The organism is Pseudomonas frederiksbergensis, from assembly GCF_035751725.1.
GTDB lineage: Bacteria > Pseudomonadota > Gammaproteobacteria > Pseudomonadales > Pseudomonadaceae > Aquipseudomonas > Aquipseudomonas frederiksbergensis_A.
The window spans coordinates 4,074,490-4,092,823 of record NZ_CP142104.1 but is presented as its reverse complement, the minus strand read 5'-3'; the positions used below and the strand labels follow the sequence as shown (position 1 = coordinate 4,092,823).

The following is an 18,334-nucleotide window of genomic DNA, read 5'->3' as shown; positions in this document are numbered from 1 at the left end:
ATCCGATGCGTGTGTGGTTTTTGAGTGCCGGCCTGGCCTTGATGTGCATGGTCCAGAACGCAGCGGCGGGTACAGTCCTGATCGTTGGCGATAGTATCAGCGCGGCTTTCGGCCTGGATACCCGGCAAGGGTGGGTGTCGTTGCTCGAACAACGGCTCAAGGCCGAGGGTTTCGACGATAAAGTGATCAATGCCTCGATCAGTGGTGACACCAGTGCAGGTGGCCTGGCGCGCCTGCCGACGCTGCTTGCGGCCCATAAGCCGGAGTTGGTGATCCTGGAGTTGGGAGGCAACGATGGCCTGCGTGGACAGCCGCCAACACAATTGCAACAAAACCTTGCAGCGATGATCGACAGCTCCCGGGCCAGTGGTGCGAAAGTGCTTTTGCTGGGCATGCAGCTGCCGCCCAATTATGGACGGCGCTACACCGAGGCCTTCGCAAAGGTCTACAGCACCCTGGCCGATGAGAAACAGGTGCCGCTGGTGCCGTTTTTTCTCAAGGATGTCGGGGGTGTTCCGGGGATGATGCAGGGCGACGGATTGCACCCGTCCGTCGCGGCCCAGGGCAAGTTGCTGGAAAATGTCTGGCCGACGCTGAAACCGCTGCTTTGACGCTTTTCTACAGGCGGTGTTTCGGCTAATGTGGCGCCCCCGATTTGGAGCCCCCGATGCCGCGTCCCGCCTGGTCCCTGTTTGCCTACCAACTGATCGAGCCTGACGAGCAGTTGGATCTGTTCGCCTGCCAGGAAGTACGCGTGCACTTGGTGACCCGGCAGTTGGAGCTGGGCGGTTCGGCCGACCGGACCTTGTGCGGCAGCCTGTTGCCGGCCCAGCCACGTTGGTCCGGGGTCGATCGCAAGATTTTCCAGGATCATCGCCTGTGTTCGTTGTGCCGGGCGATCCTGGAGTCCCAGAAGCGTGGCACCTCGCCGATCTGGCCGGAGTTGCGGTTCGAGTTGTGATGCCTCGAATCGCGGCATGACCCTGTGCGGGCTTCATTTCAATTCCCGGCATGCTGCGCATCGGACACTCCGGCGCCGCTCTCCCCGAAGTAACGGGCGGCAGTGTACAATCGCCGTTTCAATAGCCCTTTTGTTCGATCTGCGAAGGATTTCCCGGATGTTGCCGCGCTTGCCTGCCGTCGCCCGCTGCCTGTCTCTTGCCGCCCTGTGTATGGCTGGTCCCGTTGCTGCACTGCAATTGCCCCTGCCGCCGCCAGGTGAAGACATAGTTGGCCAGGTGCAGGTCATCAAGGCCAAGTACGAAGATACCTTCGCTGACCTGGGCACCACCTATGACCTGGGTTATACCGAAATGGTCGCGGCCAACCCCGGGGTGGATCCGTGGTTGCCGGGGGCGGGCACCGAGATCGTCCTGCCGACCCGCTTCATCCTGCCACCGGGTCCGCGCGAAGGCATAGTGATCAACCTCGCTGAATACCGGCTCTATTACTTCCCCAAGGGCCGGAACGTGGTTTATACGTTCCCGCTGGGGATTGGCCGTGAAGGATGGGGTTCGCCCATCGCCCATACCAGCATTATCGCCAAGACACCGAACCCGACCTGGACGCCGCCGGCTTCGATCAAGGCCGAACACGCCGCTGATGGGGACCCGCTGCCGAATGTCGTGCCGGCCGGTCCCGACAATCCGTTGGGTCCGTTCAAGTTCACCCTCGGTACGCCCGGCTACTTGATTCATGGTTCGAACAAGAAGTTCGGCATTGGCATGCGCACCAGTCATGGTTGCTTCCGGATGTTCAACAACAACGTACTGGAAATGGCCGGCATGGTCCCGGTGGGCACTTCGGTGCGGATCATCAACGATCCGTACAAGTTGGGCCTCAGTGGCGGCAAGGTTTATCTGGAAGCCCATACGCCCCTGGACGACAAGGGCAACCCGTCCGTGGTGGACAAGCACACCTCGGTCATCAACGCGATGCTCAAGCGCGAAGACATCACCAGCAACCTGCGCATGAACTGGGATGTGGTGCGTGACGTGGTGGCTGCAGAAGACGGCTTGCCAGTGGAAATCGCCGTTCCTGGTGCCTCGGCGTCGATGGTCTCGAGCGCGCCGGTCGACATGCCCCAGTAAGAATCTGCTGAAGCGACCCGCCGATGTCTTGTGATGCCGGCGGGTTTTTTTTGTCCTGCAAAAACCAAGGGCAATAAAAAAGCCGACCCAGTAATGGGTCGGCTCGATAACAATCCCGAAGGACTATTACTTGCGGCTAGCTTTTTCCAGCATGCGCAGAGCACGCTCGTTAGCTTCGTCAGCAGTCTGTTGTGCTTTTTGAGCAGCAGCCAGAGCTTCATCAGCTTTACGGTAGGCTTCGTCTGCACGAGCTTGGGCGCGAGCTGCTGCGTCTTCGGTAGCAGTCAGACGTGCTTCGGTTTCTTTCGATGCGCTGCTGCAACCGGTAGCCAGAACTGCGGCCAGGGCCAGAGCAGAGAATTTCAGAACGTTGTTCATCGTGTTCCCCTTCAAGGACTTTCTATTTAATGACTGTCTCCCCAGAGTGAGGAGTTAGCCGGCGTACATACTACTCATTACTTGTAGTAAGTAAACTGACGTAGCGCAAGAAGCAAAAAAATTGTAGGCGGTGATTCTTTTTCAAGCAACTTTTCCAGGGGTTGTTTAAAAAATACACAGCCTCAGCCTCCCGAATGGAGCGCGCCGGTGAAAAAAAGTTCCGCGGGCGAGCGCAACTCAGGCGCCGACACTAAAGTTGCTGTTTATTGATTCTCTTAGACTTTTGCTCATTTTTTGCGCAACCGCAGGCATCTTTTTATTGGCCATGGCGGTGACTTTAACATCCGGCGCTCGTCTCAAGACTCAACAACTGGCGATGTTCAGCTATTGCGCCTTGACCGACTACAGCCTGAAAGTCACGCTCAATCGATAAACCCGTCGGGGTTTATCCCTTCAGTGACCGGCGTGCCTTGAGCATTTGCCTCATTGGTGCCTACTATTCAGGACGTGCTCGGGTTTGAGCGACTGGTTTTTTGCGCTCGGTGACCAGGTAGGCACGGGGTGGCGTAGATGTTCCTTCGCCGGAAAAACATCGGTAAGGTAGGGGTCGGCATTCAGACCCGCGAGGAGTAGTGATGAGCGAGGCGGTTACCATCCACCATGACCAGGCTGGTCATCAGTTCGAGACCACTGTGGACGGTCATCGTGCCTATCTGACCTATATGGACCTGGGCAAGCAGACCCTGGACATCTATCGCACCTTCGTGCCCAACGCGCTGCGGGGCAGGGGAATTGCGGCGAAGTTGACCGAAGAAGCGCTGCGGTTTGCTGAAGAAATGGGCTATACGGTGATCCCGTCCTGCTCCTATGTGGAGCGCTACATGGAGCGTCACCAGCGGCACGCGGCGAAGCTCTGACCTCCAACGATTGCCAAAAAAAACGCCGGACTGAAAAGCCCGGCGTTTTTTATTGCCGATTTTTTATCGGTTCAAGCACCCGATCAGCTGCGCTGACGCTTGGGCAGCACGTCCTTGAGCTTGGCATGCATGCCGCGCAAGGTCTTCTCGGTCGTGCCCCAGTCGATGCAGGCGTCAGTGATGGAGACGCCGTACTGCAAGTCGGCGAGGTCTTTCGGGATCGCCTGGCAGCCCCAGTTCAAATGACTTTCCACCATCAGGCCAATGATCGACTGGTTGCCTTCCAGGATCTGGTTGGCGACGTTTTCCATCACCAGCGGCTGCAGCGCCGGGTCCTTGTTGGAATTGGCGTGGCTGCAATCGACCATGATGTTCGGCTTGACCTTGGCCTTGTCCAGCGCCTGTTCGCACAGTGCGACGCTGACCGAATCGTAGTTCGGCTTGCCATTGCCACCGCGCAGCACGACGTGACCGTAGGCGTTGCCCTTGGTAGTGACGATCGACACGCCGCCTTCCTGGTTGATACCGAGGAAACGGTGAGGGCTGGAAACCGACTGCAAGGCGTTGATCGCCACGGTCAGTCCGCCGTCGGTGCCGTTCTTGAAGCCGACCGCCGAGGACAGGCCGGAAGCCATTTCCCGGTGGGTCTGGGATTCGGTGGTGCGCGCGCCGATGGCTGACCAGCTGATCAGGTCCTGCAAATATTGCGGAGAGATCGGGTCCAGGGCTTCGGTCGCGGTGGGCAAGCCCATTTCAGCCAGGTCCAGCAGCAACTGGCGTCCGATGTGCAGGCCGTCCTGGATCTTGAAGGAGTCGTCCAGGTATGGGTCGTTGATCAGGCCTTTCCAGCCAACGGTCGTCCGGGGTTTTTCGAAGTACACCCGCATCACCAGGTACAAGGTGTCGGAAACTTCCGCGGCGAGTACCTTCAGGCGCTCGGCATATTCGTGGGCAGCCTTGATGTCATGGATCGAGCAGGGGCCAATCACCACGAACAGGCGGTGGTCGGTGCCGTCGAGAATGTTGCGGATGACTTCCCGGCCCTTGGTCACGGTGCGCAGGGCAGCGTCGCTCAGGGGAATATCGCGCTTGAGCTGGTCAGGCGTGATAAGGGTCTCGTTGGAGGCGACGTTTAGGTCATTGATCGGTAAATCAGCCATCGTGTTACTCGTCAGGTCACGGGTGCCGGCCGCCAGCGATCCCCGCGCGGCGGTGCACAGCGAAGTTAAGCGCGTCGGGGAGCCGAACCTTAGCGCGTTCGGAGGTGGCTCGACAATGGGCAGGCGCCCCTTTAATTGCCGCAGGCAAGGTCGCTCGCCACGGACGGTAGGTCCTGTGTAATGATGCGCGGGGATAGTCAGACAGGGGAGTTGCATGATGCAGGCAGGCGCTAGAGCCGGGAAAGGCAGGATCGGCATGATCGGCACCGGGGCGATCGGCGGGTTTTACGGGGTGATGCTGGCCCGCGCCGGTCATGATGTGCACTTCTTGTTACGCAGCGAATTCGCCGCCGTCGCCGAGGACGGCCTGCGTATCGCCAGCGATGTCCATGGCGCGCTGAGCCTTGATCCGGTCCAGGCATACCGCTCGGCGGAGCAAATGCCGCCTTGCGAATGGTTGCTGGTCGGCGCCAAGACCACCAGCAATGCCGACCTGGCACCGGCGATCATCCAGGCCGCCGCCGATGGTGCAAAAGTCCTCTTGTTGCAGAATGGCCTCGATGTCGAGGCAGACCTGCGGCCGCTGCTGCCCGAGTCGCTGCACCTGTTGGGTGGCTTGTGCCTGATCTGTGTGAATCGTGTCGGCCCGGGCATCATCGCCCACCAGGCGCTCGGTGCGGTCAACATTGGCTATCACAGTGGCCCCTGCCAGGGGCAGGCTGAACGCATGGCGGTTGTCGAGGCGGCGGCGGATCTGTTCCGTAGCGCCGGCATCGATTCCCAGGCGATGCCCGACTTGCAGCAGGCCCGTTGGCAGAAGCTGGTGTGGAACGTGCCGTACAACGGTCTGTCGGTTCTGCTGGCGGCCAGCACCTCGCCGTTGATGGCAAGCGATCAGAGCCGTGGGCTGATCCAGGCGCTCATGGGCGAGGTGGTGCGCGGTGCTCAGGCCTGCGGCTATGAAATCGCGGCTGGCTACGCAGACTATCTGTTCACGATGACCGAAAAGATGCCCGACTATTGGCCGAGCATGTATCACGACTATGCCCATAAGCGACCGTTGGAGCTGGACGCGATCTACGCCCGGCCATTGGCAGCGGCCAGGGCGGCGGGCTGCGAGCTGCCGAAGATCGAAGCGCTGTACCAGGCGCTGGCGTTCCTGGATCGTCGCAACCGTTGATAGGCGAAGGGGGGCAACATGGCCAATAACATCGATGACAAACTGGTACTGGCGATTTCGTCGCGGGCTTTGTTCGACTTGAGGGAAAGTCACAAGGTCTATCTGTCGAGCGGCGTCGAGGCCTATCGGCAATACCAGATCGAGCATGAGGACGAAGTCCTCGAGCCAGGGGATGCCTTCGCCCTGGTGCAGAAGCTGCTCAACCTCAACGAACACCTTGGGCGTGCCCGTGTCGAGGTGATCCTGGTTTCGCGAAACAGCGCTGATACAGGCCTTCGGGTATTCAACTCGATCCACCATTACGGCTTGGCGATTTCCCGGGCCGCATTCGTTGGTGGTCGCAGCCCGTATCCTTATTTGAAGGCGTTCGGCTGCGACCTGTTCCTTTCCACCCATGCCGAAGACGTGCGCAGCGCACTGGATGCCGGGTTTGCAGCGGCGACAATCCTGTCGGGCGGCGCCAGCCGCGCCGCCAGCGAGGAGTTGCGCATTGCCTTCGACGGCGATGCGGTGCTGTTTTCCGACGAGTCGGAACGCATCTATCAGAGCGGCGGCCTGGAAGCCTTCCAGGCCAGTGAGCGCCAGGCCGCGCGTGAACCGCTGCGTGGCGGACCGTTCAAGGGGTTCCTGGCGGCGCTCAATGCACTGCAGCGAGAATTCCCCGAGGATGCCTGCCCGATCCGCACGGCATTGGTGACGGCCCGTTCGGCACCGGCCCACGAACGGGTCATCCGCACGTTGCGCGAATGGGACATCCGCCTCGACGAGTCATTGTTCCTGGGCGGCTTGACCAAGTCGGCGTTTCTCGAAGCCTTTGCCGCCGATGTATTTTTCGACGACCAGACCGGCCACTGCGAGCTCGCCCGCGAAGTGGTCGCCACCGGGCACGTGCCCCACGGCATCAGTAACGAAGTGAAGCTCTGACCGCCGGTTGCGCGGGGCGTCATGCCGCACGTCGCAGTCTTCGGGGCGCTGCTAAGCTGAATCAATCTCCGCCATTCTGGCACTTGAGGAGGTCACATGATTCGTTCGATGCTGTACGCCACAGACCTGGGCCTCTATGCCCCTTATGTGATGCAGCATGCCTTGGCGTTGGCACGGACGTTCGAAGCCGAGTTGTATGTAGTGCACGCGGTTGAGCCGATGGGGCTGTTCGCCGAGTCGGTGTTGCAGAGTTATCTCGATGAGCACGCGTTGAACGAATTTCATCGCCAGGGTCTGAATACGGTGATGGCCAACATCGAGCAGCGGGTCCTCGACAATTTTCGCGAGGAGCTGGGGGAAGGGCAGCAAGACTTGCAGTTGATCAAGTCGGTGAGGGTATTCCAGGGTGACCCGTCCCAGGTCATTCTGGAGCAGGCGGCGAAACTCTCCGTCGATCTGCTGATCGTTGGCAGTCATTGCCAGGGAGCGAACGGCGACACCCCTTTGGGCAGGACCGCCGCTCGGGTATTGCAGTTATCCCGGGTGCCGGTCTACCTGGTGCCGCTGGTGCAGCGCCGGCGTCACGGAGAGACCTGAGGCTAAATGATGGCTTTTTATAAAAAGTTCTAGATTTCTTAATACAACCATTCATATAGTTATATGCCGTCGCTGATGCCCGTCGCATCCAACTGCTTTGAGGGATACATATGAAGCTTCAACAATTGCGCTACATCTGGGAAGTGGCGCACCACGACCTCAACGTTTCCGCTACCGCCCAAAGCCTCTACACGTCGCAACCTGGCATCAGCAAGCAGATCCGCCTGTTGGAAGACGAACTGGGCGTCGAAGTCTTCGCCCGCAGCGGCAAGCACCTGACCCGTGTCACCCCGGCCGGTGAACGCATCATCACCACGGCTGGCGAGATCCTGCGCAAGGTCGAGAGCATCAAGCAGATCGCCCAGGAGTTTTCCAACGAGAAGAAAGGCACCCTGTCCATCGCGACCACCCACACCCAGGCCCGTTATGCACTGCCGCCGGTGATCAGCAATTTCATCAAGCAATACCCGGACGTGGCGCTGCATATGCACCAGGGCTCGCCGATGCAGATCGCCGAGATGGCCGCCGACGGTACGGTGGATTTCGCCATTGCCACCGAAGCCCTGGAGTTGTTCGGCGACCTGGTGATGATGCCGTGCTATCGCTGGAACCGCTGCGTGGTGGTGCCCCAGGGACATCCGCTGACCAAGCTGCCTAAGTTGACCCTGGAAGCCTTGGCCGAATACCCGATCGTGACCTACGTGTTCGGTTTCACCGGTCGTTCAAAACTCGACGAAGCCTTCAGCCACCGCGGCCTGACGCCGAAAGTGGTGTTCACCGCCGCCGACGCCGACGTGATCAAGACCTACGTTCGCCTCGGCCTGGGCGTGGGCATCGTGGCGAAAATGGCCGTCGATACCAAGCTCGACAATGACCTGGTGGTGTTGGATGCCAGTGAGTTGTTCGAGTCCAGCGTGACCAAGATCGGCTTCCGTCGCGGCACCTTCCTGCGTGGCTTCATGTGCGATTTCATCGAAAAATTCGCGCCGCACCTGACGCGGGAAGTGATGGCCAAGGCCATCCAGTGCCACAACAAGCAGGAACTCGAAGAGCTGTTCGACGGCGTCGAATTGCCGGTGCACTAAGCAGAAACCTAGATTACCTCGGTGACAGCGAACTGTTGCCGGGCGCCCGCCACGACGATCTCCACTTCATCCCCTTCGAACTTGCCCAGCAGGCCTCTGCCCAGTGGCGAGCGAGGGGTGATGACGGTGATGGGCTGCCCCACCAGCGATACCTTCAGTCCTGCCGCATCCGGCCCCAGGAATAGCCACTGTTGGCGGCCATCTCCATCCTCCAGTCCGATCAAAGTGCCGATCTGAATGCCGCGCTGGTCATCGTAAGGCCTGAGCGCCAGGTTTTGGCAAAGGGCAAGGGCCTGGCGGATTTCCTCTACGCGCCTGGCCTGTCCCGCAGCAAGATAGGACGCTTCAAGGCCAAGGGTGTCGTACTTGTTCTCGGCGATGTTTTCTTCGTGGGTCGCGGTTTCGTAGGCGGTCTGCGCGGCGCGCTCGGCGATGTCGAGGTCGACCTTGAGCTTGTCGAGGATCAACTGGTGGACGGTCTGTTTATTCATGATCACTCGCAGAACTGCAGGACATTGGCGCGGCTTTTTTCGCTGGGTGCGTTCTGGTCCTGTTGCAGCCAGAACTGGCATTTGGGGTTGGACAGGTTGCGAGGATTGCTGCGCACCTGATCCAGCGCCTGGCGTTGCTCGTTCTTCTGTAGGTTCTGCTGGTACTGCTCGAACATCGGCGTGGGCGGCTCGGGTGCCGGTTGCACCGCGGGTGGTTGCGCCAGTTGATGGACCGCTTCGGCCACCGGAGCCAGTTGTTCTTCGAACATGAACCTGGACAGCAGCCAGCCCGTCAGAACGATGGCGATGAACCCCAGCCACAGTCCCAGGGCAATACTGACGGTCAATCGCAAGGCTGTGAGGCGCGGGGCTGGGGGATGGTCAGGCATGGCTGCTTCCTGGCAGGGGCATGGATAAGCGCTGATTGTCGCATGAAGATTAATCGCCGTCGGCCCTTCTGCAACACCGGTTCAATGCGGGACAATCAGGTTTTGCCACAGGGAGTCGGGAATGACCGTGCGTTGGGATATTTTTTGCACCGTCGTGGATAACTTCGGCGACATCGGCGTTACCTGGCGCCTGGCCCGGCAATTGGTGGCCGAGCATCAGTGCGCGGTGCGGCTTTGGGTCGACGACCTGCGTGCTTTCGAGCGGCTGTGCCCGGACATCGATGTCAGCCTTCGCGAACAATGGCAGCAGGGCGTGCAAGTGTGCCAGTGGCCAAAGGATTGGCCCGCTACCGAGGCAGCAGACGTCGTCATCGCAGCATTTGCCTGCCAATTGCCCAGCGCCTACATGGACGCGATGGCCGAACGCGAGGTGACGCCGTTATGGATGAACCTCGACTACCTGAGCGCCGAGGACTGGGTCATCGGTTGCCACGGTCTGCCGTCGGTCAAATACAAGCATGTGCAAAAATATTTCTTTTTTCCCGGCTTCCAGGCGGGAACGGGAGGCTTGTTGCGTGAGGCCGACCTGCTGGAGCGCCGGCGGCAGTTTCAACACGATGACGCAGCGCAGAAAAGTTTCCTGCACGGATTGGGTGTTGTGCGAGAACCCGGTGCGCGCCTGATCTCGCTGTTTGCGTACGAAAATGCAGGGCTGGCGAGCTGGTTCGAGGCGATGGCGACCGATGTGTGCCCGTCTCACGTATTGGTCCCGGAAGGTCGAGTCCTGGGCGATGTGGCGCGTTGGCTGGGCGTGGACGGCTTGGCGCCCGGCGCGTTGCATCGCCGTGGCGGCCTGACGGTGCAGGTGTTGCCATTTGTCCGTCAGGATGAATATGACCGATTGCTATGGTGCTGCGATTTCAACGCGGTGCGCGGCGAAGACTCGTTCGTGCGTGCGCAATGGGCGGGGCGGCCCCTGCTCTGGCACATTTATCAACAGGAAGAAGACGTCCACCTGGAAAAACTCGAGGCATTTCTCAGGCTGTATACCCAGGGACTTTCTGAGTCGGCGGAAAAAGCGATCAGCGGTCTTTGGCGGGATTGGAACGCCGGCCAGGACATGGCCGAACACTGGAAAGCAGTCTGCGCTGAGCATCTGGAACTGGCCGAGCACGCCCAGGCATGGTGCCTGGAACAAGGCTCGCGAGCCGATCTCGCCACGGCGCTGGTGAAGTTTTACCGAAATTGGCTATGATACGCGGCCTAGATTTTTGTAAATCCCATCCAAATTCGGATATTCGCAATGAAAACTGGTAAAGAACTTAAACCCGGTACCGTGATTCGTATCGACAACGATCCTTGGCTGGTTCAGAAAGCTGAATTCACCAAGTCGGGTCGTAACAGCGCGATCATGAAGACCAAGCTGAAAAACCTGCTGACCGGCTACAAGACCGAAACCGTGTACGGTGCGGACGACAAGCTGGACGACGTGATCCTGGACCGCAAGGAAGCGACCCTGTCCTTCATCAGCGGCGACACCTACACGTTCATGGACACCACTGACTACACCATGTACGAGCTGAACGCCGAAGACATCGAAAGCGTTCTGCCGTTCGTTGAAGAAGGCATGACCGACGTTTGCGAAGCCGTATTCTTCGAAGAGCGTCTGGTTTCCGTAGAACTGCCGACCACCATCGTGCGTCAGGTTGACTACACCGAAGGCTCCGCTCGCGGCGACACTTCCGGCAAGGTGATGAAGCCTGCCAAACTGAAGAACGGTACCGAGCTGTCGGTTGCTGACTTCATCGAAATCGGCGACATGATCGAGATCGATACCCGCGAAGGCGGTTCCTACAAAGGCCGCGCTAAATAAGCGAAGTCTCTCGTACGAAAAAGCCCGACCATTGAGTCGGGCTTTTTCATTCTTGCTGCCAGGGATCCTGTTATTTCAGGTGTTCCTTGAGCTCTTGCGACGCTTGCAACATCGCCGAACGCACCGCTGGCACCTGGCTCACGACGTTGAGCAAGCCATAGTCGTGGATCATGCCGTTGTAACGGACCGCTGTGACCGGGACGCCCGCCGCGTCCAGTTTGCGAGCGTAGGCTTCGCCTTCGTCGCGCAGCACGTCGGCCTCGGCGGTCTGCACCAGCGCGGGCGGCAAGCCCTTGAGTTGCGCGGTGGTTGCCCGCAATGGCGAGGCATAGATCTCGTTGCGCTGCCCTGCATCGGTGGTGTAGTTGTCCCAGAACCACTTCATCATGTTCTTGCTGAGGAAGTGCCCTTCAGCGAATTGGTTGTAGGACGCCGTCTCGAAGTTGGCGTCGGTCACCGGCCACAACAGCGCCTGGAAGCGGATCGCCGGGGTGCCCTTGTCCTTGGCCATCAGGGCCACGACGGCGGCCATGTTACCGCCAACACTGTTGCCCGCTACCGCCAGGCGCTTGCCATCGACGTTGATTTCCTTGCCGTGCTCGGCGACCCATTTCGTTGCGGCGTAAGCCTGGTTGATCGCCACCGGGTAATGCGCTTCGGGTGACGGCGTGTAGTTGACGAACACCGCAGCGGCGCCCGAACCCGCCACCAGGTCGCGGACCAGTCGTTCGTGGGTCGGAAAGTCTCCCAGCACCCAACCACCGCCATGGAAGAACATGAACACCGGCAACTCACCCTTGGCCCCGGCCGGACGAACGATCGTCAGGCTGATCGATTGACCGTCGACCTTGATGGTCTTCTCGCTGACATCGGCCTTGGGCAGTGCCAACTTCACGCCTGCCTGGGCGCCGACCAGTACCGCGCGGGCGTCCTTGGGCGACAACTGCTCCAGCGGCTTGCCGGTGCCGGCATTCAGTGCGTCGAGGAACGCCTGGGTGTTGTGTTCGACGATACCGTTGGCGAAAGCGTTGCTGACGCTCAGGGCGAGAAGGGCACCGGTCAGGGTTTTGTTAATGGTGTTCATGTCTGTCTCCTTGAAATTCAGTCGGTTGGGGGCGAGGGTCAAACGGTCACGTGCAGGCGCACATCGACGTTGCCGCGGGTGGCGTTGGAGTAAGGGCAAACCTGGTGCGCTGCATCAACGAGGCTCTGGGCGTCGGCTTGATCGAGGCCCGGCAGGCTGATGTGCAGGTCGATGTCGAGACCGAAACCACCAGGAATCTGGCCGATGCCGACGTGGGCGGTGATCGAGGCGTCGTCGGGGATCTTGCGTTTGGTCTGGCTGGCGACGAATTTCAGCGCGCCGATGAAGCAGGCCGAGTACCCGGCGGCGAACAGTTGTTCAGGGTTGGTCGCCGCACCGCCTGCGCCACCAAGTTCTTTTGGCGTGGCGAGTTTGACGTCGAGGATGTTGTCGCTGGAGATAGCACGACCGTCACGGCCGCCGGTGGAGGTTGCGATTGCGGTGTAAAGAGTTTTCATGGTGGACGCCTCGTTTCAGGTTGGGTTCTATGCGCTAAATGTTTGCGCGCTAAGTAGGTGTGTAGAGAATGTAATGCGCTAATAGTTTGCGCGCAAGATAAATTTTCGTGGCGAATGCGAATTGGTAAGCCGAAAATGGCTGGAATGACTGCTCTAGAGCGGTTTGATGGGGTTAAAAATTTTTTCGACGCGTGGGGTTTGGCGAGGAGAACGGAGGGTCAAGCGGTGGGGGTGGTGGACTCGCCGGCGCCTTTGCGAGCAGCCTCGCTCCCATAAGGGCCGGCGGTATTCCTGTGGTTATAGGCTGTCCTGCAAATGCCCGCGCAGTTCCTGGAGATCAAGCTGCAGTTTCTTCAATTGCTCTAGCGTCTGGCCGCTGGCGGCGAGGATGCATTGTGGGATGTCGAGCGCTTTTTTCTGCAAGGCACGGCCCTGTTCAGTGAGCTCGACGATCACCACGCGCTCGTCTTCACGGCTGCGGGTGCGGCTCAGCAAGCCTTCGGCCTCCAGGCGTTTGAGCAGTGGCGTCAGCGAGCCTGGGTCGGTGAGTAGACGTGTGCTGATTTCACCGACGGTCAGGCCGTCTTTTTCCCACAACACCATCATCGCCAGATACTGCGGATACGTCAGGCCCAATGCCTGGAGCAGTGGTTTGTAGACCTTGGTCATCAGCAGCGACGTGGAATGCAGGGCAAAGCAGACCTGGTTATCCAGCAGCAGCGCTTCGCAGGGGTCGGGAGTGTCGCGTTGGGTACTCATGGCAAAACCTTTCATCGATGATCGTATGAATCTAGCGGACGAATCTTTAATGCACCAGATAATTCTGACGTGTAACTGGATGTTGCGTTCCATGAATGACGCCAACTGCGTAGGATAGGCGCCCTGAATAAGGGGAGAGTCGTCTGTGATCGAGGTCGTGCTGTATTTACTGTTGGGCGCCGCATTGGGCACCCTGGGAGGGTTGTTCGGCATTGGTGGCGGGCTGATCGCGATACCGGTGCTGGGCGTATGGTTCGGCCTGGATCAGCAAATCGCGCAGGGCACGGCCCTGGTGATGGTGGTTCCCAACGTCATGCTGGCCCTGTGGCGTTATCACCAGCGCAATCGTATCGAGCTGCGTCACGTCCTGCCGTTGGCCTCCATGGGATTCTGCTTCGCCTGGCTCGGCTCCATCTGGGCCGTAGGCATCGACGCGGAAAGCATGCGCATTGGTTTCGTGGTGTTCCTGGTTGTCCTGGCGGCCTACAACCTCATCCGCATGTTCGCCCCCACGGCACCGGCTTCGGCGCAGATGCGCCACGGCTGGCCATGGCTCGGCGTGCTGGGGGCGGCGTCAGGGACGATGGGCGGCCTGTTTGGTGTGGGTGGGGCGGTTGTCGCCACGCCGATCCTCACTAGCGTGTTCGGCACGACTCAGGTGGTTGCCCAGGGATTGTCGCTGTCGCTGGCCTTGCCCAGCACGGGCGTGACCCTTGCCACGTACGCCTTTCACAATGAAGTGGACTGGTGGATCGGTGTGCCGCTGGCAATCGGTGGGTTGATGAGCATCAGTTGGGGCGTGAAGGTCGCCCACGCGTTGCCGGAGCGACTGCTGCGTGGGTTGTTCTGCGGTTTCCTGGTGCTGTGCGCGGTGCTGCTCATCTTTAAAGCTTGAAGCCTTCGACGATGTGTTCAGCCAGGCACTCGGTGATCGGCGACGGATTGTGCAGGTTGCGGATCAGCATGATGCTCGCTTCGGGCAGCTCCGGCAGGTCTTCGGCCTCGCCCAGCACACGCATGTCCGGGGTCAGCAGGCTTTCCAGTTGCGCCGTGATCGCCAGGCCGGCGCCCACCACTGCCATGAGCGCCGACAGGCTCGAGCTGTTGTAGGCCACGCGATAATCGCGGCCCATGGCATCCAACGCATTACACGCCCATTGCCGGCAGAAACAGTCGCTGTTGAACATTGCCAGCGGCAGCGGCGTCTGTTCGTGGACGTTGAAGCAGGCGGCTTCGGCCCAGACAAAACGCTCCTTGCGCAGCAACTGGCCGATCTCATCCCCCGGCTTTCGGGTGACGATGGACAGGTCCAGGTCCTGGCGCAGCAGCAATTGCTTGGACGATTCGCAGTGAACCTCAATTTCGATCAGCGGATAGAACTGGGCGAAGCGCTGCAGGATGCCCGGCAGGAAGCGCATCACATAATCGTCCGGCGTGCCGATGCGCACCGTGCCGACCATATGGGGTTCGCGCAGGGTATTGAACACTTCACTGTGCAGCTTGAGGATCCGCCGGGCGTAACCCAGCAACACTTGCCCCTCGGCGGTGAGCTTGACCTGTCGTCCATCGCGCTCGAACAGCCGGCGCTGCAAGACGTCTTCTTCGAGCCGCTTCATCTGCATGCTGACCGCGGACTGCGTACGGTTGACCAATTCGCCGGCGCGGGTAAAGCCACCTTGATCGGCGATGGCGACAAAGGTGCGCAGCACTTCCGTATCGATACTCGGGTAACTCGACAATTGATCAATCTCCGAGATGTGTTGCATAAGAAACATTCGTTGGATTGATCTTACCGTTGGCGCGAGACTTGAGCCATCCCCAACGGAGGACATCACGATGAAAGGTCAGAAAGGTTATCTGCTGATAGACAAACTCTCCCACGGCTTCTCGGTCAGTGCCCTGCTGCATAAGGTTAGTCGCTGGTACGAATTACACCACGAACGTGAGTTGCTGGCCGGCATGAGCGACGAGGCGCTCAAGGACATCGGCGTGAGTCGCGCCGACGTGGAGCAGGAAGTGGTTCGGCCATTTTGGGATGACCCCATGCACAAATGAGCCATCCTTCCCTACACAAGCCCCTTATTGGTGAGGTAGGTTGCGAGCAGACAAGGAGATTCCCATGCCCGCGACGCTGTCCTTTACCCTCAAACAGGCCCGGCGTCTGGCGTTGGCCGCCCAAGGATTCGATGGGCGGCTGCCGTCAGCGTCGGTGCAACCCTCGCGCCTCAACCGCTTGATCGAACGCCTCGGCGTCCTTCAGATTGACTCCGTCAACGCGCTGGTGCGCTCGCATTACCTCCCGCTGTTTTCCCGACTCGGTCACTACGATCGCGATCTCCTCGACCAGGCTGCCTGGAGCCAGGGCCGACGTCGCACGCTGTTCGAATATTGGGGGCATGAGGCTTCGCTGCTGCCGGTGGCGATGTATCCGTTGATGCGCTGGCGCATGGTGCGGGCGGCGCGCGGCGAAGGTATCTATCAACAATTGGCGCGTTTTGGGCGGGAGCGGCAGGATGTCATTCGTCGTGTGCTGCAAGCGGTCCGGGACCAGGGCGCGATTGGCGCCGGCAGCTTGTCCACTCGCCAGGAAAAGGCCGGGCCGTGGTGGGACTGGAGCGCGGAAAAGCATGCGCTGGAATGGCTGTTCGCGGCGGGTGAGGTGACAGTGGCGGGGCGCCGGGGCTTCGAGCGCCTCTACGATTTGCCGGAGCGGGTCTTGCCGGCCTCGGTCCTGCAGCAACCGCTGCCCGACGAAGCCCAGGCCCAACGTGCCTTGCTGGTGCATGCCGCCGACGCGTTGGGTATCGCCACCGAAAAAGACCTGCGCGACTACTTTCGCCTCGACCCGGCCGACAGTCGCGGGCGCCTGGCCGAGCTGGAGGAGGCGGGGGAACTGCAGCGTTGCCAGGTGCAGGGTTGGAAACAACCGGCCTGGTGCCGACCCGCAGTGAAAATCCCTCGCAAGGTCGCCGCGAGTGCGTTGCTGTCGCCGTTCGATTCACTGGTCTGGGAGCGCGGTCGTACCGAGCGGTTGTTCGACTTTCGCTATCGGCTGGAGATCTACACCCCCGTGCACAAGCGGGTGTACGGCTATTACGTGTTGCCGTTCCTGCACCACGAACGTATTGCGGCGCGGGTGGACCTGCGAGCGGAGCGGGCGTTGGGGCAATTGGCGGTGCATGCCGTGCATGAGGAGGAGCCGGGGCTGGATGAGGAAGGCATGCAAGCCTTGGCGCTGAACCTATGGCGCATGGCCCGGTGGCTGGGGCTGGAGCGGGTCCAACTCAATTGCCAGCGGGAGAGTGGGGTGCGGTTGGCAGTGGCATTTGCGCAGATCGAGGGTGACTGAGCTGGCGCCATCGCGAGCAAGCTCCCACAGTGGCCTTCGGTGAGCACGGATTTTGTGTCCACTGCAGATCCAATGTGAGAGCGAGCCTGCTCGCGAAGCGATTGAACAGGCGAAGAAGAACCTAACGCCGAACCTGCTTCAACGTCTCTGCAATCAAGAACGCCAGTTCCAGCGACTGATCGGCATTCATCCGCGGATCGCAGTGGGTGTGGTAGCGGTCCGACAGCCCATCCTCGGTAATCGGTCGTGCGCCGCCGATGCATTCGGTGACGTTCTGCCCGGTCATCTCGATGTGGATACCGCCGGCATAGGTGCCTTCCGCTTCATGGACCTGGAAGAACTGCTTCACTTCGCCCAGGATCTGCGCGAAATCCCGGGTCTTGTAGCCGCTGCTGGCCTTGATGGTGTTGCCGTGCATCGGATCGGAGCTCCACAGCACCTGCTTGCCTTCGCGTTGCACGGCCCTCAGCAGCTGCGGCAGGTGATCGCCGACCTTGTTGGCGCCCATGCGCGCGATCAGGTTCAGGCGGCCCGGGTCGTTGTCCGGGTTGAGCACGTCGATCAGGCGGATCAGGTCGTCAGGGTTCATGCTCGGGCCGACCTTGACCCCGATCGGGTTGTTCACCCCGCGCAGGAATTCGACATGGGCGCCGTCCAGCTGACGGGTGCGGTCGCCGATCCATAGCATGTGGGCCGAGCAGTCGTAATAGTCGTTGGTCAGGCTGTCGCGGCGCACAAAGGCTTCTTCGTAATTGAGCAGCAGCGCTTCATGGGCGGTGAAGAAACTGGTTTCGCGCAGCTGCGGCGAGCTGTCCATGCCGCAGGCGCGCATGAACGCCAGGGTTTCATCGATGCGGTCGGCCAGGTGGCTGTATTTTTCCGCCAGGGCCGAATTGGCAATGAAATCCAGGTTCCACTTGTGCACTTGGTGCAAATCGGCAAAGCCGCCCTGGGCGAACGCCCGCAGCAGGTTCAGGGTCGCGGTGGACTGATGATAGGACTGTAGCAATCGCTCCGGATCCGGTACGCGGCTTTTCTCGTCGAAGCCGATGCCGTTGACGATGTCGCCCCGATAGGCCGGCAGGGTTACGCCGTCGATGGTTTCATCGTTGGCCGAGCGTGGCTTGGCGAACTGGCCGGCCATGCGCCCGACCTTGACCACCGGGCAACCAGCCGCAAAGGTCATGACGATCGCCATCTGCAATAGCACCTTGAAGGTGTCGCGGATCTTGGCTGCCGAGAACTCGGCGAAGCTCTCGGCACAGTCGCCGCCCTGTAGCAGGAAGGCCCGGCCCTGGGTAACTTCGGCGAACTGACGGCGCAACTCCCGGGCTTCACCGGCAAACACCAATGGCGGATAACTGGCCAGGGTCTGCTCAACCTGCAACAGGTGCGCGGCGTCGGGGTAGCGGGGTTGTTGCTGGATCGGCAGGGCGCGCCAGCTGTCAGGGCTCCAGGGTTGGCTCATCATGATCTCTAGGTGATTTACGCTCGGGCGCTCATGTTATCAGCAAATTAGTACGTGACCTGTTCCGCTTGCTTCGCGGACAATCGCGCCTTTGCCCCGTATGCGCAGGCCCATGCCCGCCCGGCAACATCA

Annotated in this window: 22 protein-coding genes; 13 read left to right on the top strand and 9 right to left on the bottom strand. The window is 60.3% G+C overall.

The genetic code is table 11. From position 1 onward, the window contains the following. Positions 1–5: 5 nt before the first annotated feature. The 3 genes from VQ575_RS18155 to VQ575_RS18145 all read left to right on the top strand — a co-directional run bounded on the left by VQ575_RS18155 (position 6) and on the right by VQ575_RS18145 (position 2,090). Positions 6–611 (top strand): arylesterase, encoded by a 606-nt coding sequence (locus VQ575_RS18155; RefSeq protein ID WP_039588897.1) that lies wholly within the window; start codon positions 6–8, stop codon positions 609–611. 56 nt (positions 612–667) lie between these two features. Next, positions 668–961 (top strand): hypothetical protein, encoded by a 294-nt coding sequence (locus VQ575_RS18150; protein ID WP_003183788.1) that lies wholly within the window; start codon positions 668–670, stop codon positions 959–961. Between the two features lie 157 nt (positions 962–1,118). Beyond that, positions 1,119–2,090, top strand: coding sequence for a L,D-transpeptidase family protein (locus VQ575_RS18145; protein ID WP_039588898.1), 972 nt, complete (start codon positions 1,119–1,121; stop codon positions 2,088–2,090). 126 nt (positions 2,091–2,216) lie between these two features. Here VQ575_RS18145 and oprI read toward each other — a convergent pair whose 3' ends face one another. Then, positions 2,217–2,468, bottom strand: coding sequence for an outer membrane lipoprotei OprI (oprI, locus tag VQ575_RS18140; RefSeq protein ID WP_011335311.1), 252 nt, complete (start codon positions 2,466–2,468; stop codon positions 2,217–2,219). A 635-nt stretch (positions 2,469–3,103) separates the two neighbouring features. On the opposite strand from oprI, the gene VQ575_RS18135 reads away from it, so the two are divergent. Beyond that, positions 3,104–3,385 carry a GNAT family N-acetyltransferase gene (locus tag VQ575_RS18135; protein WP_039588899.1) on the top strand — a complete coding sequence of 94 codons (282 nt, stop codon included), beginning with the start codon at positions 3,104–3,106 and terminating at the stop codon, positions 3,383–3,385. A gap of 83 nt (positions 3,386–3,468) precedes the next feature. On the opposite strand, the gene VQ575_RS18130 is transcribed toward VQ575_RS18135, so the two are convergent. Continuing rightward, positions 3,469–4,545, bottom strand: coding sequence for a 3-deoxy-7-phosphoheptulonate synthase (locus VQ575_RS18130; protein WP_039588900.1), 1,077 nt, complete (start codon positions 4,543–4,545; stop codon positions 3,469–3,471). Positions 4,546–4,762: 217 nt separating this feature from the next. Here VQ575_RS18130 and VQ575_RS18125 point away from each other — a divergent pair, with 217 nt between their 5' ends. The 4 genes from VQ575_RS18125 to cysB all read left to right on the top strand — a co-directional run bounded on the left by VQ575_RS18125 (position 4,763) and on the right by cysB (position 8,331). After that, a complete protein-coding gene (locus VQ575_RS18125) occupies positions 4,763–5,725 on the top strand; it encodes a putative 2-dehydropantoate 2-reductase (RefSeq protein WP_325919900.1) in 963 nt (320 codons plus the stop codon). A gap of 18 nt (positions 5,726–5,743) precedes the next feature. Beyond that, positions 5,744–6,649: a 5'-nucleotidase gene (locus VQ575_RS18120; RefSeq protein WP_030141870.1), complete on the top strand. Its 906-nt coding sequence runs from the start codon at positions 5,744–5,746 to the stop codon at positions 6,647–6,649. A gap of 96 nt (positions 6,650–6,745) precedes the next feature. Beyond that, positions 6,746–7,246, top strand: coding sequence for a universal stress protein (locus VQ575_RS18115; protein WP_039588902.1), 501 nt, complete (start codon positions 6,746–6,748; stop codon positions 7,244–7,246). A 110-nt stretch (positions 7,247–7,356) separates the two neighbouring features. Further along, positions 7,357–8,331, top strand: a complete 975-nt coding sequence (gene cysB / locus VQ575_RS18110) for an HTH-type transcriptional regulator CysB (protein WP_003183769.1) — start codon at positions 7,357–7,359, stop codon at positions 8,329–8,331. A gap of 8 nt (positions 8,332–8,339) precedes the next feature. On the opposite strand, the gene VQ575_RS18105 is transcribed toward cysB, so the two are convergent. Together VQ575_RS18105 and VQ575_RS18100 are read right to left on the bottom strand one after the other, a co-directional pair. Beyond that, on the bottom strand, positions 8,340–8,822 hold the full coding sequence (locus VQ575_RS18105; RefSeq protein ID WP_198725791.1) for a GreA/GreB family elongation factor: 483 nt from the start codon (positions 8,820–8,822) through the stop codon (positions 8,340–8,342). Positions 8,823–8,824: 2 nt separating this feature from the next. Next, the gene (locus VQ575_RS18100) at positions 8,825–9,211 is read right to left on the bottom strand and encodes a cytochrome b/b6 domain-containing protein (RefSeq protein WP_325918143.1); all 387 of its coding nucleotides are present in this window, start codon (positions 9,209–9,211) and stop codon (positions 8,825–8,827) included. 121 nt (positions 9,212–9,332) lie between these two features. On the opposite strand from VQ575_RS18100, the gene earP reads away from it, so the two are divergent. Together earP and VQ575_RS18090 are read left to right on the top strand one after the other, a co-directional pair. Further along, on the top strand, positions 9,333–10,466 hold the full coding sequence (gene earP, locus VQ575_RS18095) for an elongation factor P maturation arginine rhamnosyltransferase EarP (protein ID WP_325918142.1): 1,134 nt from the start codon (positions 9,333–9,335) through the stop codon (positions 10,464–10,466). A 48-nt stretch (positions 10,467–10,514) separates the two neighbouring features. Next, on the top strand, positions 10,515–11,084 hold the full coding sequence (locus VQ575_RS18090; RefSeq protein WP_003226785.1) for an elongation factor P: 570 nt from the start codon (positions 10,515–10,517) through the stop codon (positions 11,082–11,084). 70 nt (positions 11,085–11,154) lie between these two features. Here the strand turns inward: VQ575_RS18090 and VQ575_RS18085 are convergent, their stop codons facing one another. The 3 genes from VQ575_RS18085 to VQ575_RS18075 all read right to left on the bottom strand — a co-directional run bounded on the left by VQ575_RS18085 (position 11,155) and on the right by VQ575_RS18075 (position 13,385). After that, a complete protein-coding gene (locus VQ575_RS18085) occupies positions 11,155–12,168 on the bottom strand; it encodes an alpha/beta hydrolase (RefSeq protein ID WP_039588907.1) in 1,014 nt (337 codons plus the stop codon). Between the two features lie 38 nt (positions 12,169–12,206). Next, entirely contained in the window at positions 12,207–12,626 is a 420-nt protein-coding gene (locus VQ575_RS18080) for an organic hydroperoxide resistance protein (RefSeq protein ID WP_039588908.1), read from the bottom strand. 297 nt (positions 12,627–12,923) lie between these two features. Next, positions 12,924–13,385: a MarR family winged helix-turn-helix transcriptional regulator gene (locus tag VQ575_RS18075; RefSeq protein WP_039589368.1), complete on the bottom strand. Its 462-nt coding sequence runs from the start codon at positions 13,383–13,385 to the stop codon at positions 12,924–12,926. A 145-nt stretch (positions 13,386–13,530) separates the two neighbouring features. Between VQ575_RS18075 and VQ575_RS18070 the strand changes: the two genes are divergently transcribed. Further along, positions 13,531–14,280 (top strand): sulfite exporter TauE/SafE family protein, encoded by a 750-nt coding sequence (locus tag VQ575_RS18070; RefSeq protein WP_039588909.1) that lies wholly within the window; start codon positions 13,531–13,533, stop codon positions 14,278–14,280. On the opposite strand, the gene VQ575_RS18065 is transcribed toward VQ575_RS18070, so the two are convergent. Beyond that, a complete protein-coding gene (locus VQ575_RS18065; RefSeq protein ID WP_027912697.1) occupies positions 14,270–15,124 on the bottom strand; it encodes a LysR substrate-binding domain-containing protein in 855 nt (284 codons plus the stop codon). The two genes, VQ575_RS18070 and VQ575_RS18065, sit on opposite strands and share 11 nt — an antisense overlap. A 97-nt stretch (positions 15,125–15,221) precedes the next feature. On the opposite strand from VQ575_RS18065, the gene VQ575_RS18060 reads away from it, so the two are divergent. Further along, positions 15,222–15,440: a DUF1127 domain-containing protein gene (locus VQ575_RS18060; RefSeq protein ID WP_039588913.1), complete on the top strand. Its 219-nt coding sequence runs from the start codon at positions 15,222–15,224 to the stop codon at positions 15,438–15,440. 64 nt (positions 15,441–15,504) lie between these two features. Then, the gene (locus VQ575_RS18055; protein ID WP_325918141.1) at positions 15,505–16,734 is read left to right on the top strand and encodes a winged helix-turn-helix domain-containing protein; all 1,230 of its coding nucleotides are present in this window, start codon (positions 15,505–15,507) and stop codon (positions 16,732–16,734) included. A 121-nt stretch (positions 16,735–16,855) separates the two neighbouring features. Here VQ575_RS18055 and VQ575_RS18050 read toward each other — a convergent pair whose 3' ends face one another. Continuing rightward, the gene (locus VQ575_RS18050; RefSeq protein ID WP_039588915.1) at positions 16,856–18,202 is read right to left on the bottom strand and encodes a class II 3-deoxy-7-phosphoheptulonate synthase; all 1,347 of its coding nucleotides are present in this window, start codon (positions 18,200–18,202) and stop codon (positions 16,856–16,858) included. Positions 18,203–18,334: the final 132 nt, after the last annotated feature.

Bases quoted from the DNA above. Each gene is read 5' to 3' on its own strand.
- VQ575_RS18155 (WP_039588897.1), top strand. From the start codon at position 6: ATGCGTGTGTGGTTTTTGAGTGCCGGCCTGGCCTTGATGTGCATGGTC.
- VQ575_RS18150 (WP_003183788.1), top strand. From the start codon at position 668: ATGCCGCGTCCCGCCTGGTCCCTGTTTGCCTACCAACTGATCGAGCCT.
- VQ575_RS18145 (WP_039588898.1), top strand. From the start codon at position 1,119: ATGTTGCCGCGCTTGCCTGCCGTCGCCCGCTGCCTGTCTCTTGCCGCC.
- oprI (WP_011335311.1), bottom strand. From the start codon at position 2,468: ATGAACAACGTTCTGAAATTCTCTGCTCTGGCCCTGGCCGCAGTTCTG.
- VQ575_RS18135 (WP_039588899.1), top strand. From the start codon at position 3,104: ATGAGCGAGGCGGTTACCATCCACCATGACCAGGCTGGTCATCAGTTC.
- VQ575_RS18130 (WP_039588900.1), bottom strand. From the start codon at position 4,545: ATGGCTGATTTACCGATCAATGACCTAAACGTCGCCTCCAACGAGACC.
- VQ575_RS18125 (WP_325919900.1), top strand. From the start codon at position 4,763: ATGCAGGCAGGCGCTAGAGCCGGGAAAGGCAGGATCGGCATGATCGGC.
- VQ575_RS18120 (WP_030141870.1), top strand. From the start codon at position 5,744: ATGGCCAATAACATCGATGACAAACTGGTACTGGCGATTTCGTCGCGG.
- VQ575_RS18115 (WP_039588902.1), top strand. From the start codon at position 6,746: ATGATTCGTTCGATGCTGTACGCCACAGACCTGGGCCTCTATGCCCCT.
- cysB (WP_003183769.1), top strand. From the start codon at position 7,357: ATGAAGCTTCAACAATTGCGCTACATCTGGGAAGTGGCGCACCACGAC.
- VQ575_RS18105 (WP_198725791.1), bottom strand. From the start codon at position 8,822: ATGAATAAACAGACCGTCCACCAGTTGATCCTCGACAAGCTCAAGGTC.
- VQ575_RS18100 (WP_325918143.1), bottom strand. From the start codon at position 9,211: ATGCCTGACCATCCCCCAGCCCCGCGCCTCACAGCCTTGCGATTGACC.
- earP (WP_325918142.1), top strand. From the start codon at position 9,333: ATGACCGTGCGTTGGGATATTTTTTGCACCGTCGTGGATAACTTCGGC.
- VQ575_RS18090 (WP_003226785.1), top strand. From the start codon at position 10,515: ATGAAAACTGGTAAAGAACTTAAACCCGGTACCGTGATTCGTATCGAC.
- VQ575_RS18085 (WP_039588907.1), bottom strand. From the start codon at position 12,168: ATGAACACCATTAACAAAACCCTGACCGGTGCCCTTCTCGCCCTGAGC.
- VQ575_RS18080 (WP_039588908.1), bottom strand. From the start codon at position 12,626: ATGAAAACTCTTTACACCGCAATCGCAACCTCCACCGGCGGCCGTGAC.
- VQ575_RS18075 (WP_039589368.1), bottom strand. From the start codon at position 13,385: ATGAGTACCCAACGCGACACTCCCGACCCCTGCGAAGCGCTGCTGCTG.
- VQ575_RS18060 (WP_039588913.1), top strand. From the start codon at position 15,222: ATGAAAGGTCAGAAAGGTTATCTGCTGATAGACAAACTCTCCCACGGC.
- VQ575_RS18055 (WP_325918141.1), top strand. From the start codon at position 15,505: ATGCCCGCGACGCTGTCCTTTACCCTCAAACAGGCCCGGCGTCTGGCG.
- VQ575_RS18050 (WP_039588915.1), bottom strand. From the start codon at position 18,202: ATGAGCCAACCCTGGAGCCCTGACAGCTGGCGCGCCCTGCCGATCCAG.